Raw genomic sequence first — 19,228 nt, forward strand, 5'->3', positions numbered from 1 at the left:
ACCTCATTAGTATTCTTACTGACCGCCTGCTTGATCGACAATGACGCAATATAGGTGTTCTGTGCTTACTTCTATATACTCAATCATATCTATCATTACGGACTCTTTTCGTATCCACTGTTCAAGCCTCTCGGGACTCTTTAATTCACCTTCAAAATCGAGTTCCAGACACGGAAGCCCGCCATCGTTCTCGTTGATGGAAATCTCGAGATGGTTATCTCTCGTTCGATTGGCCTGTTCATCAATGCGCGCTGCCAGTTCTTGAAAAAAACCAGTCCATTTTTGATCGTCCGGTTTGGCACTGAACGTATCCTCCACCTCAAAATCAATGGAAAACCAGTGTTCCTTCCAGTGGAACGTTATCAGTTCGACAGCGAACGCCGGAGCCTGGACATTTGACAGCTTGGCTTCATGGGAAGCTTTAAAGGTCGTTTTTTCGATCACTTTCTGAAGCTCTTCCACTTTACCAAGCGCAGCGTGTGTTTTTAGAAGCTGCAGGACATTCATCCAGTCATGACGGGAATGCTTCAATACGTCCAATTTCTCTTCAGCGTTCATAGGAATTACCGCCTTTCCACTTCACTGCGCCGCTGCCGTACAGTTTGTTCCACTGCTTCGAACGCAAAACTACTCACATATGGTACACTTTATTGTATCACATGTCACGTGGTAAACGTATCCGGGCATGGACACTTCTTCACTCCCTATACATTGAAAATCATACACAGAGAGGGTGCTGACATATGAATCGACCACTCATTTACGGAAATACACCGACCTTCCTTCACGCTTCTTCAGTGGCAAAGGATTTATCGAAAGCAGCAAACTATCAGGCAACTATTTACGGTGTGCCATGGGAAGGAGCGGTAACCTGGGGAGCGTACACAGGCTGTGAGCTTGGACCGAAGGTGATCCGCCAGTGCTCCGAGCGCTACAGCGGCTACCTGCCCGAGCTCGGCGACATCGATGTACTCAGTCACTACAGCCTCGCAGACGCCGGTGATATTTCCACCACCCCGGCCGACGTTCCGGCCACAATGGAAACAATCGAGTCCTTCGCTTCTTCTTTATGGGCTTCCGGCACTTTCCCTGTCGGTCTCGGGGGCGATCACGGCATCACCTACCCGATTGTTCGGGCGCTTGGTGAAACTACCGGAAAAAAAGTAGGAATCATTCATATTGATGCCCACTTTGATAATAACGACGAATCGATGGGCGATGAGTTCGGACGCGGTTCCCCGTTTGCACGCCTGTATGAATATGAACAGGTGAGAAATGAAAGCCTCGTACACCTCGGCATTCATGGTCCGCGCAATAAAGCCGTCAATGGCAGATCCGCCAAAGAAGCGGGCGCTGTTACGATTACCATCGATAAAATCCGCAATGCCCCGGATTTAAAGGCATTTGCCAGAGAAGTCTACGATACCGCTTCTGAGGGTACCGACGAAGTATATTTAAGTATCTGCAGCGATATTTTAGATTACGCCTACAATCCGGGCGGCCCGGCGGATGCCAACGGTCTCCGCCCCGAGCAGCTGCTGACTCTCATTCATGAATTCGGTATACATGGAGTCTGCGGTATGGATTTTGTTGAAGTCTATCCACAGCAGGACCATAATGATTTTTCCTCCCACTTTGTCACACTGGCTGTACTCTATGTACTTGCCGGCAGATTAAAGCAGGAAGGAAAAGCATAGCCATACAAAAGACGTCCTTTCACCTTTGAAAGGACGCCTTTTTATATTACGAGGAAACCCTCTGTTCCACTAAAGAATCAATCGCATCACCAAGCGCCTCTAAAAATTCACGCTGGCTATTTGGCATTTCCGGCCGGTAATATGCCGCTCCTACACTGTCGCAGGCATCTTTACATTCAACATCATTATCAAACAATACTTCAAGATGATCGGCTACAAATCCTACCGGACAGTAGACGAATGACTCATAGCCGTACTGATGGTGCAAATTTTTTGTTAAGTCCTGCACATCCGGTCCGAGCCATGGGTCCGGGGTGTTCCCTTCACTTTGCCAGCCAATATCATAGTGCTGAACATTGGCACGCTCTGCGATCCATTGGGCGGTTTCTTTCAGCTGTTCCGGATACGGGTCTCCTTTGGCGATGATTTTTTCCGGCAGGCTGTGAGCAGAAAAAATAACACACGTTTTCTCTTCATCAAGCCCGTCAAGCATAGTACGCACCCGTTCAGCCCAGTAGTGCAGAAACTTCGGCTGGTCGTACCAGCTTTCTACACTGTGAATCGCCGGGCCATTAATGCGGGAGGATTCTTCCTGGGCCCGTCCATTATAAGACTTTACGCTGAATGTCGAAAAATGCGGCGCGAGGACGATACTGTACGCCTCTTCGATGCCGTCCTCTTTCATTTCAGCAACAGCATCCTCGATAAACGGGTCGATATGCTTTAAACCGATATAAACATGAAATTCCCGTTCCGGATGACGTTCATTCATCACCTCGCCCAGGCCACAGGCCTGATCCTCCGTAATTTTTGCAAGCGGGGATACCCCGCCGATTGCTTTATAGCGGGAGACAAGATCCTCCAAAGCTTCTTCGGACGGTTTGTTCCCTCGCCGGATATGGGTGTAGTAGCTTTCTACTTCGTCGAGGCTTCTCGGAGTCCCGTAAGCCATCACCAAAAGGCCGGTTTTCTTTTTCATCGTCTTCCCTCCAACTGTTCTTTCGAATATTCGTGAACGAAAGCTGTTAAACGTTTCAACGTATCAGGCTCCACATCCGGGAATACCCCGTGCCCCAAATTAAAAATAAACCCGGGATGCTGAATGCCTTCATCAATAATAGCGGCAGCTCTTTTCTCTATTTCCGGCCACGGAGCGAGAAGTAAACTCGGATCCAGGTTGCCCTGAAGCGTTTTAGTGACGCCACGGTTTCTTGCTTCAAGAATAGAGGTCCGCCAGTCCAGTCCAATGATGGAAAGCGGCAGATCGTTCCAGTCTTCAAGCAGATGACCGGCACCGACTCCAAACATTGACACCGGCACATTCTTTTCTTCTAAAGCTGCAAAAATTCTGCTCATGACCGGCTTCACGTACTGCCGGTAATCGGTGGCGTTTAAAGCACCAACCCAGGAGTCAAAGATTTGAATAGCCTGGGCACCGGCCTCTATCTGGGCGCCGGCGTACCGAATCACCATATCACCAAGCGTCTCCATCAATGCAAACCAGGCGTCCGGCTGCGAGTACATAAAGCTTTTCGTCCGGTGATAGTTTTTCGACGGGCCCCCTTCAATCATGTAGCTCGCCAGGGTAAACGGGGCTCCGCTAAAGCTGATTAAAGGTACATTCAGCTGCTGACGCAGAAGCTTGATTGTTTCAAGCACGTAGTCGATATCCTTTTCTGGTTCAAGCGTTCCAAGCTGTTTTACATCGGCCAGCGTTTCAATCGGGCGGTCAATCACCGGCCCGATGCCTGGTTTTATTTCTACATCTACGCCGATAGACGGCAGTGGTGTCATAATGTCTTTATATAAAATAGCCGCGTCGTTTTGATACTGCTCCACTGGAAGCCGGGTTACATATGCACACAGTTCAGGGTCATGAGTAATTTCCACCAGCGAATACTTCTCTTTCAATTTACGGTATTCAGGCTGTGACCTGCCTGCCTGACGCATGTACCACACCGGCACATGTCCGGTATAGTTTCCTCCTGCTGCTTCTAAAAAAGTATTATTGTATAAGGTTTCTTTCATTTTTGGGCACTTCCTCTCTGCCTGCTCACCACTCAAGTTCGCACAATCACCTTTTCTGTTTTTACCATAACCTGCCCGATCCTGTCATGTATAGTGCATTTCGACAACATTCATAAAAAATTCATGAAAGTTCAGCACAAAAAAGGCAGCCCGCCAAGGCTGCCTCCAATCCTCTCTCACCCTCCTATTCCAAAAATAGAACGGGCCTGTACCTCTGCTGTGTTCGACTCCTCACCCTCCTGGTTTGTCGGTTCATAGGAAGGGACAACAATATACTCTCTTAAATTAAATGGATTTGCATTTTGGATCGTGTAGCTCCCCTGGCCGCGGACCTGATCGATTTCTTCGCGTTCTCCGTCTGTCACTTCGTAAATTGTGTAATTAACGCGGTCGTCTTCAGATGCTTCCCACGTAAGCTCCACGTTTAAGAAACCATCACCGGCAAATGTAAGATCTCCTTCAAGCGAATCAATTTCCGGAAGCTCCACAGGCTCTTCCAAATCACGTACTCCTTCCGGTTTTTCAAATTCTACCGCACTGCCTCCAGCAGGGGTCTCGTTCAAAATGGATTTAAACAGCTCCACCGCATGGGAGCTGCCGCCGGTCAAATAATTGTCTTCGGTTGTCTGGTCATACCCCATCCAAAGCGTGCCCGTCCACTGCGGTGTATAGCCTGCGAACCACGCGTCTCTCGCCCCGTCTTCGACCGCTTCAAATGAAGTGGTTCCTGTTTTGCCGGCTAAATCGTAGGAGGTGCTCCCGGCTGATGCTGTTCCGTTTTCCACTACATTTTCAAGCATGCGGGTCATGTACCATGCATTCTGCGGGTCCATCACCTCCTGCTCTTTTTTTTCATTTTCCACAATAATATTTCCGTTACGATCTTTAATGTTTGTAATAAAGTACGGCTCTGTTTTTGTTCCATTATTTGAAAACGTCGTATATGCTTCTGTTAACTGTGCCGGGGTAACCCCGTTTTCGAGACCGCCAAGAGCCGTCGCCAGCCCGTTCCCCTGGGGCTCTATACCTGTTTTCTTTAAGAAATCATTCGTGGCGCTGCGGTCAAGCTTGTCATAGAGCCAAACTGCTGATGTATTGATGGACTGCTCCAGCGCTTCGCTCATCGTCACTTCCCCCTGATATTCCCCGCTGTTATTTTTCGGAGAATAGCCGTCGTAGTCCAATTGTTCATCCTGGAGCGTCGAATAAGGCTCATAATCTCCGGATTCGAGTGCTGGTGCATATACAGCAAGCGGCTTAAACGCAGACCCCGGCTGCCGCTGCACTTCCGCCCGGTTCATCCCCTGACGTTCGTAATCCCTGCCGCCCTGCACCGCGACAACTCCGCCGCTGCTATGATCCATCATAAAGAAGGCACTTTCCGCATCCTCCGATCCGTCCGGATAATACGTCTCTTCCTGCATCAGGCTATAGGAAGCTTTTTGCATATCTTCATTCATCGGCACCTGGATCGTATAGCCGCCTTTGTAAATTTCTTCAGGTTCAATGTTGTATTTTTCCTGGGCTTCCTTCATGAGCATATCCACATACGTGTAGTATTCCGGATGGGTCTGCTGCTCCTGAAGACCGGAAGGAAGAGACGAAGAAGTTGCTGCCGCTTTTTCTTCTTCTGATATGTACCCTTCACGTTCCATAATAGCAATGACAGTATCTCTTCGTTCTTTGGCCTCCTCCGGCTCATCCACCGGTGAATAGTTGCTCGGCCCCTTTACCATAGCCGCAAGCATAGCGCCTTCTTCAACGTTCAATTCGGAAGCGTCTTTCCCGAAATACTGCTGAGAGGCAGACTGGATTCCGTAAGCTCCGTGACCGAAGTAAATCTGGTTTAAATAGTATCCCATTACTTCATCCTTAGAGAATTTCTTTTCAAGCCCCATAGCGATCAGCACTTCCTTCGTTTTACGTAAGAAGGTCTGGTCGCTCGAGAGAAAAGCATTTTTCGCCAGCTGCTGGGTGATCGTACTTCCGCCCTCCACAATTCCACCGGCTAAAATATCACGGTACAGCGCACGCGCAATCGCTCTCGGATCAATGCCGCGGTGGTCATAAAACCTAATATCCTCAATGGAAATAAATGCTTCTTTTACATGATCCGGTATCTGTTCTTCCTCGATAACTTCCCTATCCTCTGAATACAGCTCCGCTAGCTGTTCCCCGCTGTCATCAACTATTGTCGTTGTTTCATTCATCGTCAGCTGCTTTTCACTGATCGCAGCAGCGCCGATAACAACGGAGGATAAATATATGCCAAAAATCAGAAGAAAAGCCGCCGCAGCTATCAGCAGCCGTTTTCCCCATTTCCGTTTATTCATGAGCTCTGCCACCCTCGCTTTTTACACAAATATTCTATCCTGCTTTAGTCGGCAGACATTTCGTTAAGTTACACGGAAACAGCGGGATGTTTTGCATACTTCACCTGAATGCTGCCGACGACAAGCTCTGCCTCGATATTTAATGTTACCTGTGTCTGCTCTTTCGCCTTATGCTCGACCTTCATCGCTGCCTTCAGGCCCTCTTCCTTATAGCCAAGCACCTTCGTTTCGCCAACAAGTGTTTTTGCGTCGACGTTAACGTCCCAGTTCTCCGGGACAAAAAGCTTAATGCTCCCGGCCATGCCTCTGATTCGTACAGGTACTGTCTCTTCCTCAGTTTTAGCTTTCGAAAAATCTATAATCACTTCGCCTGCTCCGTACTGGACGGCGGCTTCGCGGAGTCTGAAAGGCTTCTTTATATATACACACTGCCCTGCCAAAAAGCGGTGCTGTGTCGGAAGCTCCCGTTCCTGCCCGGCCCGGCGCACCTCATGTGCGTAGGAGGTGCTTCTTTTGTTCCGGCTTTCTCCCTCAGACGTATTTAGGTCTTTATCGATATCTATTTCTCTGCGGGAGCTGCTCCACCAGAAATAAAACAGAATAATACCCGCAAGGAAGAGCACAGTGATGACCGCTGTAAATATAAAAGGCACATCCACCCGGTTGGATACGTGCAGCAGGGCGAGACCGACAAACATGGCACTGAGCCAGTAATTACGCTGGTAGACAAAAAAGCAGGCAAGGCTTAATGCTATGATAGGCCATATGAATAAACTCGCGTCAAAACCGAGCTGGGAGGATACGATACTTACGCCGGCAATAATAATACCCAGTCCTATAAAACCGGTTCTTTGACTCATGCTTTCTTTCCGCCCTTCTTCTGTTTATTTTATAAATATACGCAGCAGGCCGTCTGCCCGTTCCAGATTTCCTTATTTTATTTTCCGGAAAGGATCATGTATGATAAGAAAATACTATACAGCTTATATTTCCATTATACGCTACTCCTGAATGGAGACACACCTATTTTCATTCTGTTCATTACGTTTCAATAAAGGATGTGAACCTTTGTGGATAATTTATTCAGCAGATTAGAAGAGCTTTACCCGGAAATGGTCGAGATTCGCAGGTATCTGCACCAGTACCCTGAGCTTTCCTTTGAGGAAGAACAGACGCCAGCCTACATAGCCGATTACCACCGGAAGCTGGGGCATGAGGTGCGTACCAATGTAGGAGGGCGCGGTGTCACCGCAGTTCTCCGTGGTGACAAACCCGGTCCCGTCATCGCTCTCCGGGCGGATTTTGACGCCCTGCCCATCCAGGAGGACACAGGTCTTCCTTTCGCTTCAAAGACGGACGGCGTAATGCATGCCTGCGGTCATGACGGCCATACCGCGTATCTGCTTGTCCTGGCTAAAGCCCTTCAGGAGGAGAAGCACAGCTTAAGCGGCACCGTTGTTTTCATCCACCAGCACGCGGAGGAATATGCTCCCGGCGGCGCGATTGAGATGATCCAGGACGGCTGCCTTGAAGGAGTGGACGCCATCTTTGGCACGCACTTATGGGCGACGGTGCCCTACGGAACTGTGCAGTACTGCGAAGGACCGATGATGGCTGCTTCAGATCGTTTTCATATTACGATTCGAGGAAAGGGCGGACACGGGGCTCAGCCGCACCTTACCAAAGACGCCATAGTAATCGGCTCCCAGGTGGTCACCAGCCTACAGCAGATTGTGAGCCGCCGCCTCGATCCGCTTCATTCCGGAGTACTGTCCGTCGGCTCTTTTGAAGCTGTCAACGCCTTTAACGTGATCGCCGACAGCGCGAAGCTTACCGGCACTACCCGCTGCTTTGATGAAAACGTGCGGGACGTGTTCGAAGAAGAAATCGGAAAAATTGTCCACGGCATTTGCGAAGCCGCCGGAGCCGAAGCCGACTATGAATACCTGCGCGGCTATCCCCCGGTGGACAACCACCGTAACGAAGCCCAGTTTATTGCTGAATGTGCTGAAAAAACTAATTCGGTCCAGAAGACAGAATATATGAGCCCATCGATGGCTGGAGAGGATTATGCGCATTATCTCCAGCATGTGAAAGGAACCTATTTCTTCACAGGAGCCGGCCATCCGGACTGGGAAACGACGTATCCGCACCACCATTCGAAATTCGATATTGATGAACGGGCGATGCTTACCGCAGCCCAGGTCATCGGAAGAGCCGTTTTGGAATATCCCGGCACTTCTTCATAATCACAGGCCCCCTTTCTCCTCGCGGAAAGGGGGCCTGTCGTTTTTTATACCATCTCTTTTTGCTTTCTCCGGGTAACCCACCGGGGATAATACAGAAGAAGAAGCGCCACAAATAAAACCAGTGCTGCCGTTACCAAAAGCGACTGCCCGACCCAGGCGTGAAGCAGAACGATTCCCGCTCCCTGCACCGTCAAAAGTGCCCTCGTAAACGTAATAAATGCCCGTTCCTTCCATTTGACAGGAACAGGGTACAGATCCGGCCAGTCAATGGTCGCATAATGGCTTTTCAGAGCCTGCAGCTGTACAGCGGTCATATAAAGAAACAGTCCGCCAATCCCAAGCCGCATCCATTCCGGAGCAAAGGCGTACATAATCAATCCGCAGACTACGAGCAGACGGATAAACATACCTGCATATTCTCCTGAACGAACAAAAGCTTTGCCGTACAAATACAAATACGTATTTTCCTGCTTATGGGAAAATTTATCCACAAGTGATGCCAGCCAGCGCCGGCGTTTAATTTTCACTTCAATATGGGGGACTTCCGCAAACGACTGAACAAACCGGTAAAATTTCGCCAGCTGATGATTCTCGGCTTCAAGAAGCACTTCCCAGCGCAGCAGCAGGGAAGCAGAACGCCTCTTTACCAGCTGCCAGTGCCCGATCAATCCAAGGAGACCAGCGCCGGCCAGAAAAATGCTCCCCCACCAGGCAGCGAGCATTAAAAGAGCCGGCCAGACCCAGCGGACCGCTGTGGATATGTAACGGTGAGTATGATGGTGCCATTTCCATTCTTCCCATTTAATAAATGTTGTCAAAAAGGTTATTACGAGCAAAAGCAGCAGCATGCCGATATAACCAGCGCCCCCGGCGGCGGTACGCTCCTGAATAACCGGGCCGAGAACGATATATACAGCCAGTACTTCCACTCCCTGCAGAGCCGCTGAGTAGCGAATGGACTTTTTAAAAAATGGTGCCATCCGTTTTTCAAGCGGAAGCAGAAATACAAGGTCTCCGGACTGAACAAACGGCCGAATCGGTCCGCGAAGCGTTAATATAGAAAAAATCACCCAGAGAGCAATCACCACCCACGGAGACTGCGGGAGCCAGTCCAAAAAAGCCGGGTAAAATACTGCTCCGGCAAACAGGAGAATATACAGGGCAAACATAAACCCGCTGTTCCCGATTAACCGCAGGTAACGGCCGGCCTTCCCCCAGAAAGCTCCTGCCCGCTCATTCCACCATTGCCCGGTCATGATGTGATTTCTCCTTTGGTTACTTCAATATACAAATCATCAAGGTTCGCTCCCGGCATACCTGCCTGCTCCTGGATTTCTTTCATAGTTCCCTTCAAAGCGACCCGTCCTTCATGCAGCAGTACAAAACGGTCACAATAGCGTTCTGCGGTCGCCAGAATATGCGTCGACATTAAAATTCCCGCTCCGTTTTCTTTCATTTCCACCATCATATCGAGCAGTGATTTAATAGCTACCGGGTCGAGCCCGACAAACGGTTCATCGACGACATACAGCTTCGGCTCCACCAAAAAGGCGCACATGATCATCACCTTCTGCCTCATTCCTTTGGAAAAATGATTGGGGAACCAGTTTTTCCGCCGGGCCATCTGATAGGTTTCCATCAGCTTTTCACTTCGTTCTTCCCAGACGCCTTCTGGAACACCGTAAGCCATTGCTGTCAGGCGCAAATGCTCCCAGAGCGTCATTTCCTCGTATAATATAGGTGATTCAGGAATGTATGCCAGCTGTCTTCGGTAAGCTTCCGCATCCTCATGAATGGTTTTACCGTTAATATAAATTTCGCCCTCCGCCGGCTCCATTAGCCCGAGAACATGCTTGATTGTCGTGCTTTTCCCCGCGCCGTTCAAACCGATTAAGCCGACAATTTCCCCGGGGCCCACATCAAATTCCAGGTCATGGAGCACCGGCTTATGGATATTGTAACCGCCGGTAATATGTTCGATAGTAAGTAATGCTGTCATACAAACGCTCCTTCAGCTAAGTAAAATACAGTCTTTTTATATTCTACACAGTTTCATCGTATTTTGTATATTTTTGCAGGGAATTCATTTCTTCTTACATTTCCATTTAACTCTAAACTGTAACTACGTATAATAGGATAGTAGATATACTTACGTTTAGAAAGGAGATCAACACTATGGCACACAATGATAACTGCATTTTCTGCAAGATAGCAGCCGGGGAGATTCCTGCTTCTGTCGTCTACGAGGATGACGACCTTCTGGCGTTTATGGATCTGGGCCAGACCACGAAAGGCCACACCCTCTTAATCCCGAAGGATCATCAGGAAAACATTTATGAACTGCGCCCCGAAACTGCAGCGGCACTTTTTAAAAAAGCCCCGGCAATTGCGAACGCTATAAAAGAAGCCTTTCAACCAGCAGGTATGAACCTTCTAAACAATAATAACAGCGTGGCATCGCAATCCGTTTTTCATTATCATCTTCACTTCATTCCACGTTACACAGAAAACGATGGGTTTTCTTTTACATTTACCGATAATAATGAACAGTACACAAGCGCTGATTTAGCCGATATGGCTAAAGGGATTGCCGATCGTTTATAGATAAATAAATATGGATGGCTAAAGGAGAGATCATATGTCACGCGCATATAATTTTAACGCAGGGCCGGCCGCCCTGCCGGACGAAGTTTTGGAAAAAGCCCAGAAGGAAATGCTGAATTTCAACGATACAGGCATGAGCGTCATGGAGCTCAGCCACCGGAGTTCTGATTACGAACAAGTGCATAACCAGGCCCAGGAAAGGCTCCGGCATCTGCTCGATATTCCAGAGGATTATGACGTATTGCTTCTGCAGGGAGGAGCAAGCCTGCAGTTTTCGATGCTTCCGATGAACGTGCTCCAATCAGGGGAAACGGCTAACTATATTTTAACAGGCTCCTGGTCGGAAAAAGCGTTAAAAGAAGCTCAGATGATCGGACAGACCCGGGTCGGGGCTTCGGCAAAAGAGCAGAAATTCACCCACATTCCTGACGTTGACGCCCTTCAGCTCGACAGCCGGGACAAGTACGTACACATCACCACAAACAACACTATTTTCGGCACACAGTGGCAGGAGCTTGATTATAACTGGCTTTCCCCGGTAGTCGCCGATATGTCGAGCGACATTTTAAGCCGTCCGGTCCCAGTCTCATCGTTTGGAGCGATTTACGCAGGCGCTCAAAAAAACCTCGGTCCGTCCGGCGTTACTGTCGTTATCGTCAAAAAAGACTGGGTAAGCCAGGCTCCTGAACACACACCGACCATGCTCCGCTATGACACCCATGCGGAAAAGAATTCGCTTTTCCATACCCCGCCGACATTTGCTGTTTACCTTCTGAATGAAGTGCTCGGCTGGGTGGAAGAACGCGGAGGCGTCCTTGGCATGCAGCAGCGCAATAAGGAAAAAGCGGCTCTCCTGTACGACACTATTGACGGCAGCAATGGGTTTTACCGGGGCCATGCTGAAACAGACAGCCGATCCTCCATGAACGTCACCTTTAACCTTCCTACGGAAGAATTAAATAAACAATTCTTAGCTGAAGCTAAGCAGGCCGGCTTTGTCGGATTAAACGGCCACCGCTCTGTCGGCGGATGCCGGGCTTCCATTTATAACGCTGTTTCTAAGGAGAGCTGCCAGGCTCTGCAGGACTTTATGCTTACCTTTCAAAAGAATCATCAATAGGTTTTTTAATCAGCGGAGTTATCCGCTGATTATTTTTATAAAATAAAAATTTATAGGCGTCTCTTCGTTCGAGGCACCCGAAATTGTTTGAAATTGTTTATTTTTTCACTGAATTCGCCTATACTACTATTAAAGAATAATATATTAAAAATGTATTTCAAGGAAGGAATGAGGCGGATGGATTTGAAATCTCTTTTTGCCGGTATATTCACAGGATCGTTAGCTAGCAGTTTAATTATACTTTTTACTACACCTGCTTCTGGTCCTGCTTTACGACATTCCATTAAGCACTCGGAATGGAGTCGCCCCGGCTTGAAATCCTCAACAAAGAAATCAGCTATGGAAGACTGGCAGTATGCCGCTACAGAAGGCTTCCAGGCATTTGATGTGCTGACCAAAGAAATGAAAAAAACCTATAAGCGGTACAAGCAGGAAGTTGAACCCGAGGTCGCCTCTATTCAGGAACAGGTAAAAGAAATTTCTGATTCCATTTCTCAATTAAATAAGCAGATTAAAAAAGAAACCAGGCGTTCCTAGTCACTGATGACCCAGCTTATAAGAGAGGGGGTTCTTTAATTGGACTCTTCATTTGATGCCAAGCAGTCGATACTATTCAGTCTCCGTGCTGCACAGCTGTCTAAAGCATTATGGAAATCGGTGGAAAAAGATTGGCAGGAATGGGTTAAACCTTATAATTTAAATATCAATGAATTTCAAATCCTATGGGTCGCGCATCAATTAGAGGGCGCTTCTGTTTCCGGGATTGCGAAGTTCGGGGTTATGCATGTATCAACAGCCTTTAATTTTTCGAAAAAGCTGGAAGACCGCAGCCTGTTAAAATTTTCAAAGAAAACGAATGATAAGCGCAATACGTATATCGAACTGACAGAAGACGGCGAAAGCCTGCTTCTCTCCATCCTCGAATCCTATGAAAAAGAAACGTTTCAGGTTTCTGAAGGAGCCCTTCCCATTAAGGAGCTTTACGGAAAGTTTCCCGAGTTTTCTGAACTTATGACCATCGTACGCTACATTTATGGAGAAGAATTTATGCATCTGTTTGAAGAGTCCCTCCAGTCTTTTGAAAATGATTTTATGGATAAAGACGGGGCCCTCCTTCCAGCGGACAGATCTGCCAAATAAACCTTTTACAGACCACCTGCTCTACTCAGGCTTCCTCCATCAGCATATTGGCTTCTTTTCTCTTCTGTAGAGCGAATTGTTAGAAATTTCGTTCTATATATTTTTTTTATAACCCTATTGATTTTTTCTTCTGTTGGTATTACATTATTCAAAGTTGGGGTTTGGAGAGAGAGGAGGCCGTCGCATGAATTGCTGGAAATCAGTAAATCTACGAAAAGAAAACAACACAACAAAAATGACAATCATGTCGGTAGGATTTTCCTTTTTAACTTTTATGTTTACTTTTTTAATCTTTAGTTCGCTGCAGCCGGAAACACAGCTAAAAGGTATCGGCCTGGAAGTTCTTCTTTTAGTAATGCTTATGATTTACCCTCTGCATTCTATTTTGCACGCCGTACCGCTTTGGATGATTGGTATCGCCACAACCTGGAAATTCGACAGAGACCGCAGGAAGCAGCTTCCTGTGATTAAATACAGCTTCAGTAAACCCGTATCGAGAAATATGTACGTTATCGCTATGGTCAGTCCGTTTATAGTTCTTGGGGCCGCAAGTATTGCAGGGGCCATACTCATGCCCGGCTATATGCATTACTTCCTTATTATTTTTTCATTAAACAGCGGCATGGCCCTTAAAGACTTTGCTTTTATCCGTCAGCTGGTTAAAGCTCCAAAACACTGTACAGTGGAACGCAAGCTTGACGGCATGGATATTGTACTGAAACAGCCTTCTTAAATAAAAAAGAATCCCGGTGCCACTTCGGCGCCGGGATTCTTTTATCTGCCTACGACAAAGACAATCTCGTCTTCCTCCAGGTTGACTTTCTCCGCCCGTACAGTGTACTCTTCATCTTCACTCCACTGATCAAGGCGTATTCTGATCGTTTCTTCCTCCGGATTAATCTGGACAAACTCCGGAAATTCCGTCTGGTTCTGCACGACTGTCAGCACTTCCGGACCCGGCAGCGGAAGCCCTGCAATAGAGAAATCATCCTTCTGCAGTTCAACATTTCCGTTCTCCAAAGCCTCCGGCACAAAGCTCAGCTCAATATCAATTTCACGACCGAGAAGCTCAAGCGCAGAAATAATTTTAAACTGACCGTCTTCTACCACTAAGTCGGCTCTTTCGTTTTCCATTTCCGCTTCTAAAATATTATTCACCTGGGCAGAATTTGTTTCCCCGGTAAAGTACGGTTGAAATTCTTCCTCATCAGAAGTCTGCGGTTCTGTTTCGTTCGATCCACTCTCCTGGTCCAGAGAAGCCCACCAGAAGACTACAGCAGCGATGATAATAACGTTGATAACCAAAAGCAGAATGAATAAAATTTTCCATATGTTCCGCGCCAAGCAGATCCACTCCTTTTTTCTTGTAACAACTGCTTTTTCACTATATCATGTTCGGCAAAAACGTTATAGATATAATATCTTTTTCTTTGCTCCTACGGGTTCTGCCTATCTTTTTGCTTTATGATTTGTTATGGTAGTATCGTTAGGAATGGGGGAATTTTATGTTTATTCTTTTCTTTATTGTATTCGCTGTTGCTTACCTGTTTATCATGAACTCCATGACCAATAAGTTTGTAACCCAGCGGGAAGTCCCGGATGAAAAACAGCCGAAGGTTTTTAACACCATCAATATACTTGTGACCATCCTGTTGATTTCATCGTATGTTGAACTTCTTTTGGCAGCCTGAAGCTGAGAATTTCGATCCTATTGTATAATGCAATAGGATTTTTTACATTTATCGACATTTTTAAACTTTTTAATATGATATACTATTAAGGTATCATGAACATACATAGGGAGCTGGAGAAATGAAAAAATATATTTTTACAGTCGCAGGGATCAGCGGAGCCCTTCTGCTTGCATCCTGCAGCAATGAAGGCAGCGCAGCGGGAGACGATGCGATTGTTGAAGTAAATGGCGAAAGTATCTCTGAGCAGGATTTGATGGATGATTTAAAGGACAACTACGGTGAAGGTGCCTTAAACAATCTCATTCAGCAAAAAGTATTAAACGATAAAGCCGAGGACCTCGATATTTCAGATAAACAGGTCACTCAGGAATTTAAATCTATGAAAGAGCAGTACGGCATAGATGATAATGATCAATTCCTTCAAACTGTACAGGAAAATATGGGCGTTCAGGTCGAGAGTGTTAAAGCTTTCAAGGAGCAGTATGTAAAACCGCAGATCGTGGTTGATGAGCTGGGCTCCCAGGATGTTGACGTAACCGAAAAAGAAATGAAAAATTACTACGAAGAAAATAAAGAAGATCTTGTGCAGGTCGAAGCAAGCCATATTCTTGTTGAAAGTGAAAAAGAAGCAGATGAAATAATCAAAGAACTCGAAGGCGGCGCAGATTTCGCTGAGCTTGCGAAAGAAAAGTCTATTGATACTGCTTCTGGTGAAAGCGGCGGAGAGCTTGGTTATTTTGGTAAAGGTGAAATGACAGAGGCTTTCGAAGAAGCTGCCTTTAACATGGATACGGACTCCATTTCCGAAGAACCTGTCGAAACGGAGCATGGCTTCCACGTTATTAATGTCACCGGCAAAAAAGAAAGCTATAAAGAATTAAAAGACGATATTAAACAGACGCTTGAAGCTGAAGAACAGCAGGACGGCCAGCAGGTGCTGAATGAACTTATGCAGGATGCTGACATTAACGTCGAAAACGAAGATTACGAGGACTGGGTGCAGACATTCACTGAGGCAAGTAAAGAGAGTTCAGGAAGCTGACATTTTTATACAAAAAACCGGGGCGGTTACGCCTCGGTTTTTTTCGTTTCTATTTCGTTTTCTGCCGGGAGCCTGATCGTAAACCGAACTCCTGTCTCCGTATTAGCCGCCTCTTTTGACGCTTCGTGCAGTTCAGCAATTTGGCTTACAATCGCAAGACCAAGCCCGAACTGGCCCTTATTTCCTTTTCTGAACGGCGTAAAAATGTATTCAAGCTCTTCTTCATTAATGTTTTCGCCGTTGTTTTCGACAGTAATTTCCACCCGCCCGTCCGGATGCTTTACTGCCTTAATCCAAATACTGTCCTCTGCGTAGCGCAGCGCATTTTCCACCAGGTTTTCAAGCAGCACCCGCATATGTTCAGCGTCCGCATACATGCGTACGCTTGCCCCTTCAATATAAAAACGGATATCGCTGCGCTGCAGACGAAAACGTTCTTCAATCGCATAAGCCAGTTTACCGAAAATAATTTCTTCGTATTCAATCGCCTCTGTTTTCAGCGAATCAAGTTTCGTGTAATAGAGCATATCTCTGACCCTTTTATCCATGCGATTCGCTTCATCTATGATGACATCCATCGTTTTTTCCATATCCTTTTTAGGCAGAATGCCATCTTTAACGGACTGCGCATAGGATTTAACCACCATAATTGGTGTCTTAAGCTCGTGGGAGGCGTGCTGGATAAAGGTTTTTTGTGAATTGTCGTAACGGATCAAGTTTTGGCGCATCCGCTCAAACTGCTCGGACAGCTTCTGAAAGTCCTGGTCCCCTTTCCAATTGACAGGCTCCCGCCAATTTCTCTCAGCAATTTGCTCAAAACGGTTGCCGAGCACCCGCAGCGGCTGCCGCAGGTAGCGTTTCAGCCAGATCGCCGGCAGCAGGCTTACGACGCTTGTGATGAGCAGTATGTACACCAGACGGGTCCACAAACGGTTTACCATTGTGTCTCTATACGTATCCCACATGTAGGAAATCTGGAACGCTTCCTCCCCATCCGACTCTACTTTTGTGATCACATAAAAAAGTGTAGCATCATTAAAAGTGAGCTCATACCTCTCCCGTTCCGCATTTTGATTGCCGGCATTTTCAAGCATTTCCTTTTCCACCTCGGCCGGCGGACGAGGCTCCCCGCTGACCGTTTCATTTTCAGTAACAAAAACATGCCCAACCGAACGCTCTGCTTCCCGTCGTTCAATGAAATCCAGATCGTCTGACTCCGGCGGCGTGAAATAATCACTCAGCGGATTAACGAGCTGTGCCTGTTCTTCTTCAATAATCCGGTACGTTTCTTCCGTCAGCGTTCCACGAATCGAAATAGGATATACGATAATGACTGTCAGACCGACCAGAACAATGATGGCAATGAAAGAGAGCCAAATGCGCTGGGTCAAATTCACTTTCATCATGACGGCAGAACACGATATCCGTATCCATACAGAGTTTCCAGATGAATTCTGGGCATTTTTTTCCGGACTCTCCGCACAACGTCATCTACGGCCCGCTCCGAGCCAAAATAGTTTTCGCCCCACACATGTTCAATGATATCTTCCCTCGACAGGGCTTTGCCCACCTCTTCGGTCAAAAGCAGAATTAAATCCATCTCCTTTGTCGTCAGTTCGATATGGGTGTCATCATTTTCAGCATCCGTTACTGTACGTGCTTCCGGGTCAATGTAGTAATTATTTACTTCTGTTTTTTTTGTTTCGGTCTGCGATTCGCCGTATACCCGGGATAACAGTTTTTTAGCACGGATAATCAGCTCCTGGGGAAGAAATGGTTTCGCCAGGTAGTCATCGCTTCCCATTTCAAGACCAAGCACCCGGTCAAGATCCTGGTCTCTCGCGGAAATAAAAATTACCGGCACTTCCCCTTTTTTTGAAGACCTAATTTCTTTTAATATCTGATACCCATCCGTTCCCGGCAGCATAATATCGAGCACCCACAGGTGAGGCGGCTCTTCTTTGGCCTCCAGAGCGTCCGTACCGTTATCAAAGACGGTAACTTCCCAACCTTCCTTCTCCATATAGGGCTTCAATACTCCGGAAAGGTTTTCTTCATCTTCCACTAAATAAATTGTATATGCAGTCGTCATTTATCTCGTTCCTTCCTCTGAAGATACGTGTCCATCTGCTATTATCGTAGCAGTATTATTACTCAGTTTCCACTTTCCTCTGTGTTAGACGGTATTAACGCCTCAATGTTTCTATAAAGAAAGCCGCACTGCTTGCCTGCAGGCGGCTTTCTTTCATGGTTACGTTGTTGTTTTTTCCTGCTGGCTCTGCTCCATTTTTTCTTTGCGCTTTGTAAACACGAGAGTCTGGAAAATCATAAACACACCGCCTGTCGCCCAGTAAAGAGAAAGGGCGGACGGCAGAAAGATTCCGGCTACGATCATCATCACCGGCATCAGCATCATAATTGGTCTCATGTTTTCCGGCATATCCTTCGCCGTGATTCTCGTTTGCAAAAACATCATTAGTCCGGCAAGGATTGGGAAAATGAAAAATGGATCCGGCTCTCCAAGGTCTACCCATAAGAAGCTGTGGGCTGCGAGCTCTTCTGTCCGCTGAATGGCAAAGTAAAAGGCCATCAAAATCGGCATCTGCAGCAGAATAGGCAGACAGCCCATCATTGGGTTCACGCCTTCATCCCGGTACAGCTTCATCATTTCCTGCTGAAGCTTCTGGGCTTCGGCCTGGTTTTTCGAGCTGTATTTTTCCTGCAGCTCTTTCATTCTCGGCTGCAGCCGCTTCATCGCCACCGCGCTGTTCTGTTGTTTTATAAACAATGGAAGCAGCACAATACGGATGATAATCGTCACTACAATGATTGAAAGGCCGTAATCACCATTAAAAAATTGGGCAATTGTGATTAAAAGCCATGAAAACGGGTATACAAAGAAACGATTCCAAATTCCTTCACTGTCGGCCGATATAGCTTCCTGTTCGCCGCCACAACCGGCAAGCACCAGCATTAAAACACCTAGCATTGCTATTAATTTCCACTTACTATTCACTACATTCACTCCTTCTTATTTTTCATGCTTCCAAATTATGATGAAAAATAAGAAGAGTCTTCATCATCATGCCTGCTGTCCGAGCGGTCCGGTATCTTCTTTTGTACAGTAACAAAGCGAAGAGCAGCCATTTCCGGCACCCGGCTGTAATCGTCATAGCAGACCCTTGCTTCCTCCTGATGGAGGGAATAAGCATTCGTATTCGTAATGTGCTGGCTGACGATCCAAAGTGTCGTAATGAGCACGCTTACAAGGAGCAGCCATTCCACCCAGTTAATTTCTGCGAATGTTTCAATAAAAAACAA

At 47.0% G+C, this 19,228-nt stretch carries 21 protein-coding genes; 9 read left to right on the forward strand and 12 right to left on the reverse strand.

What is annotated here, in order from left to right:
- Window positions 1-15: 15 nt before the first annotated feature.
- Complete coding sequence (locus ACTRXH_RS09915; protein ID WP_474261714.1) at window positions 16-558, reverse strand: Spo0B C-terminal domain-containing protein; 543 nt, start codon at window positions 556-558, stop codon at window positions 16-18.
- Between the two features lie 185 nt (window positions 559-743).
- On the opposite strand from ACTRXH_RS09915, the gene ACTRXH_RS09920 reads away from it, so the two are divergent.
- Window positions 744-1,697 (forward strand): agmatinase family protein, encoded by a 954-nt coding sequence (locus ACTRXH_RS09920; protein WP_474261713.1) that lies wholly within the window; start codon window positions 744-746, stop codon window positions 1,695-1,697.
- Window positions 1,698-1,743: 46 nt separating this feature from the next.
- On the opposite strand, the gene hemH is transcribed toward ACTRXH_RS09920, so the two are convergent.
- The 4 genes from hemH to liaF form a co-directional block, all read right to left on the reverse strand.
- Window positions 1,744-2,676 (reverse strand): ferrochelatase, encoded by a 933-nt coding sequence (gene hemH / locus ACTRXH_RS09925; protein ID WP_474261712.1) that lies wholly within the window; start codon window positions 2,674-2,676, stop codon window positions 1,744-1,746.
- Window positions 2,673-3,725 (reverse strand): uroporphyrinogen decarboxylase, encoded by a 1,053-nt coding sequence (gene hemE / locus ACTRXH_RS09930; protein WP_474261711.1) that lies wholly within the window; start codon window positions 3,723-3,725, stop codon window positions 2,673-2,675. The genes hemH and hemE overlap by 4 nt, the downstream gene beginning before the upstream one ends.
- A 176-nt stretch (window positions 3,726-3,901) precedes the next feature.
- Entirely contained in the window at window positions 3,902-6,058 is a 2,157-nt protein-coding gene (locus tag ACTRXH_RS09935) for a transglycosylase domain-containing protein (RefSeq protein ID WP_474261710.1), read from the reverse strand.
- Window positions 6,059-6,126: 68 nt separating this feature from the next.
- Window positions 6,127-6,918, reverse strand: coding sequence for a cell wall-active antibiotics response protein LiaF (gene liaF, locus ACTRXH_RS09940; protein ID WP_474261709.1), 792 nt, complete (start codon window positions 6,916-6,918; stop codon window positions 6,127-6,129).
- A 252-nt stretch (window positions 6,919-7,170) separates the two neighbouring features.
- Here liaF and ACTRXH_RS09945 point away from each other — a divergent pair, with 252 nt between their 5' ends.
- Window positions 7,171-8,307, forward strand: coding sequence for a M20 family metallopeptidase (locus ACTRXH_RS09945; RefSeq protein ID WP_474261871.1), 1,137 nt, complete (start codon window positions 7,171-7,173; stop codon window positions 8,305-8,307).
- Between the two features lie 44 nt (window positions 8,308-8,351).
- Here the strand turns inward: ACTRXH_RS09945 and ACTRXH_RS09950 are convergent, their stop codons facing one another.
- Window positions 8,352-9,563: an ABC transporter permease gene (locus ACTRXH_RS09950; protein WP_474261708.1), complete on the reverse strand. Its 1,212-nt coding sequence runs from the start codon at window positions 9,561-9,563 to the stop codon at window positions 8,352-8,354.
- Window positions 9,560-10,306 carry an ABC transporter ATP-binding protein gene (locus ACTRXH_RS09955; protein WP_474261707.1) on the reverse strand — a complete coding sequence of 249 codons (747 nt, stop codon included), beginning with the start codon at window positions 10,304-10,306 and terminating at the stop codon, window positions 9,560-9,562. The genes ACTRXH_RS09950 and ACTRXH_RS09955 overlap by 4 nt, the downstream gene beginning before the upstream one ends.
- Before the next feature lie 176 nt (window positions 10,307-10,482).
- Here ACTRXH_RS09955 and ACTRXH_RS09960 point away from each other — a divergent pair, with 176 nt between their 5' ends.
- The 5 genes from ACTRXH_RS09960 to ACTRXH_RS09980 all read left to right on the forward strand — a co-directional run bounded on the left by ACTRXH_RS09960 (window position 10,483) and on the right by ACTRXH_RS09980 (window position 13,904).
- A complete protein-coding gene (locus ACTRXH_RS09960; RefSeq protein ID WP_474261706.1) occupies window positions 10,483-10,911 on the forward strand; it encodes an HIT family protein in 429 nt (142 codons plus the stop codon).
- Between the two features lie 34 nt (window positions 10,912-10,945).
- Window positions 10,946-12,031, forward strand: coding sequence for a 3-phosphoserine/phosphohydroxythreonine transaminase (serC, locus tag ACTRXH_RS09965; RefSeq protein ID WP_474261705.1), 1,086 nt, complete (start codon window positions 10,946-10,948; stop codon window positions 12,029-12,031).
- Window positions 12,032-12,343: 312 nt separating this feature from the next.
- A complete protein-coding gene (locus ACTRXH_RS09970) occupies window positions 12,344-12,568 on the forward strand; it encodes a hypothetical protein (RefSeq protein WP_474261704.1) in 225 nt (74 codons plus the stop codon).
- Between the two features lie 39 nt (window positions 12,569-12,607).
- Complete coding sequence (locus ACTRXH_RS09975) at window positions 12,608-13,171, forward strand: HTH-type transcriptional regulator Hpr (protein WP_474261703.1); 564 nt, start codon at window positions 12,608-12,610, stop codon at window positions 13,169-13,171.
- A 184-nt stretch (window positions 13,172-13,355) separates the two neighbouring features.
- On the forward strand, window positions 13,356-13,904 hold the full coding sequence (locus ACTRXH_RS09980) for a DUF3267 domain-containing protein (RefSeq protein WP_474261702.1): 549 nt from the start codon (window positions 13,356-13,358) through the stop codon (window positions 13,902-13,904).
- Between the two features lie 41 nt (window positions 13,905-13,945).
- On the opposite strand, the gene ACTRXH_RS09985 is transcribed toward ACTRXH_RS09980, so the two are convergent.
- Window positions 13,946-14,515, reverse strand: coding sequence for a YpmS family protein (locus ACTRXH_RS09985; protein WP_474261701.1), 570 nt, complete (start codon window positions 14,513-14,515; stop codon window positions 13,946-13,948).
- A 161-nt stretch (window positions 14,516-14,676) separates the two neighbouring features.
- On the opposite strand from ACTRXH_RS09985, the gene ACTRXH_RS09990 reads away from it, so the two are divergent.
- Window positions 14,677-14,862: a hypothetical protein gene (locus ACTRXH_RS09990; protein ID WP_022793771.1), complete on the forward strand. Its 186-nt coding sequence runs from the start codon at window positions 14,677-14,679 to the stop codon at window positions 14,860-14,862.
- 121 nt (window positions 14,863-14,983) lie between these two features.
- Window positions 14,984-15,907 (forward strand): peptidylprolyl isomerase, encoded by a 924-nt coding sequence (locus ACTRXH_RS09995; RefSeq protein WP_474261700.1) that lies wholly within the window; start codon window positions 14,984-14,986, stop codon window positions 15,905-15,907.
- Between the two features lie 26 nt (window positions 15,908-15,933).
- On the opposite strand, the gene ACTRXH_RS10000 is transcribed toward ACTRXH_RS09995, so the two are convergent.
- The 4 genes from ACTRXH_RS10000 to ACTRXH_RS10015 all read right to left on the reverse strand — a co-directional run bounded on the left by ACTRXH_RS10000 (window position 15,934) and on the right by ACTRXH_RS10015 (window position 19,228).
- Entirely contained in the window at window positions 15,934-17,313 is a 1,380-nt protein-coding gene (locus ACTRXH_RS10000) for a sensor histidine kinase (RefSeq protein ID WP_474261699.1), read from the reverse strand.
- Complete coding sequence (locus ACTRXH_RS10005; protein WP_474261698.1) at window positions 17,310-17,999, reverse strand: response regulator transcription factor; 690 nt, start codon at window positions 17,997-17,999, stop codon at window positions 17,310-17,312. The genes ACTRXH_RS10000 and ACTRXH_RS10005 overlap by 4 nt, the downstream gene beginning before the upstream one ends.
- Window positions 18,000-18,158: 159 nt before the next feature.
- Window positions 18,159-18,923: a membrane protein insertase YidC gene (gene yidC, locus ACTRXH_RS10010; RefSeq protein WP_474261697.1), complete on the reverse strand. Its 765-nt coding sequence runs from the start codon at window positions 18,921-18,923 to the stop codon at window positions 18,159-18,161.
- A 35-nt stretch (window positions 18,924-18,958) separates the two neighbouring features.
- Window positions 18,959-19,228, reverse strand: coding sequence for a hypothetical protein (locus ACTRXH_RS10015; RefSeq protein WP_462867609.1), 270 nt, complete (start codon window positions 19,226-19,228; stop codon window positions 18,959-18,961).

Source organism: Marinococcus sp. LNHM5E3-2.1, from assembly GCF_056034365.1.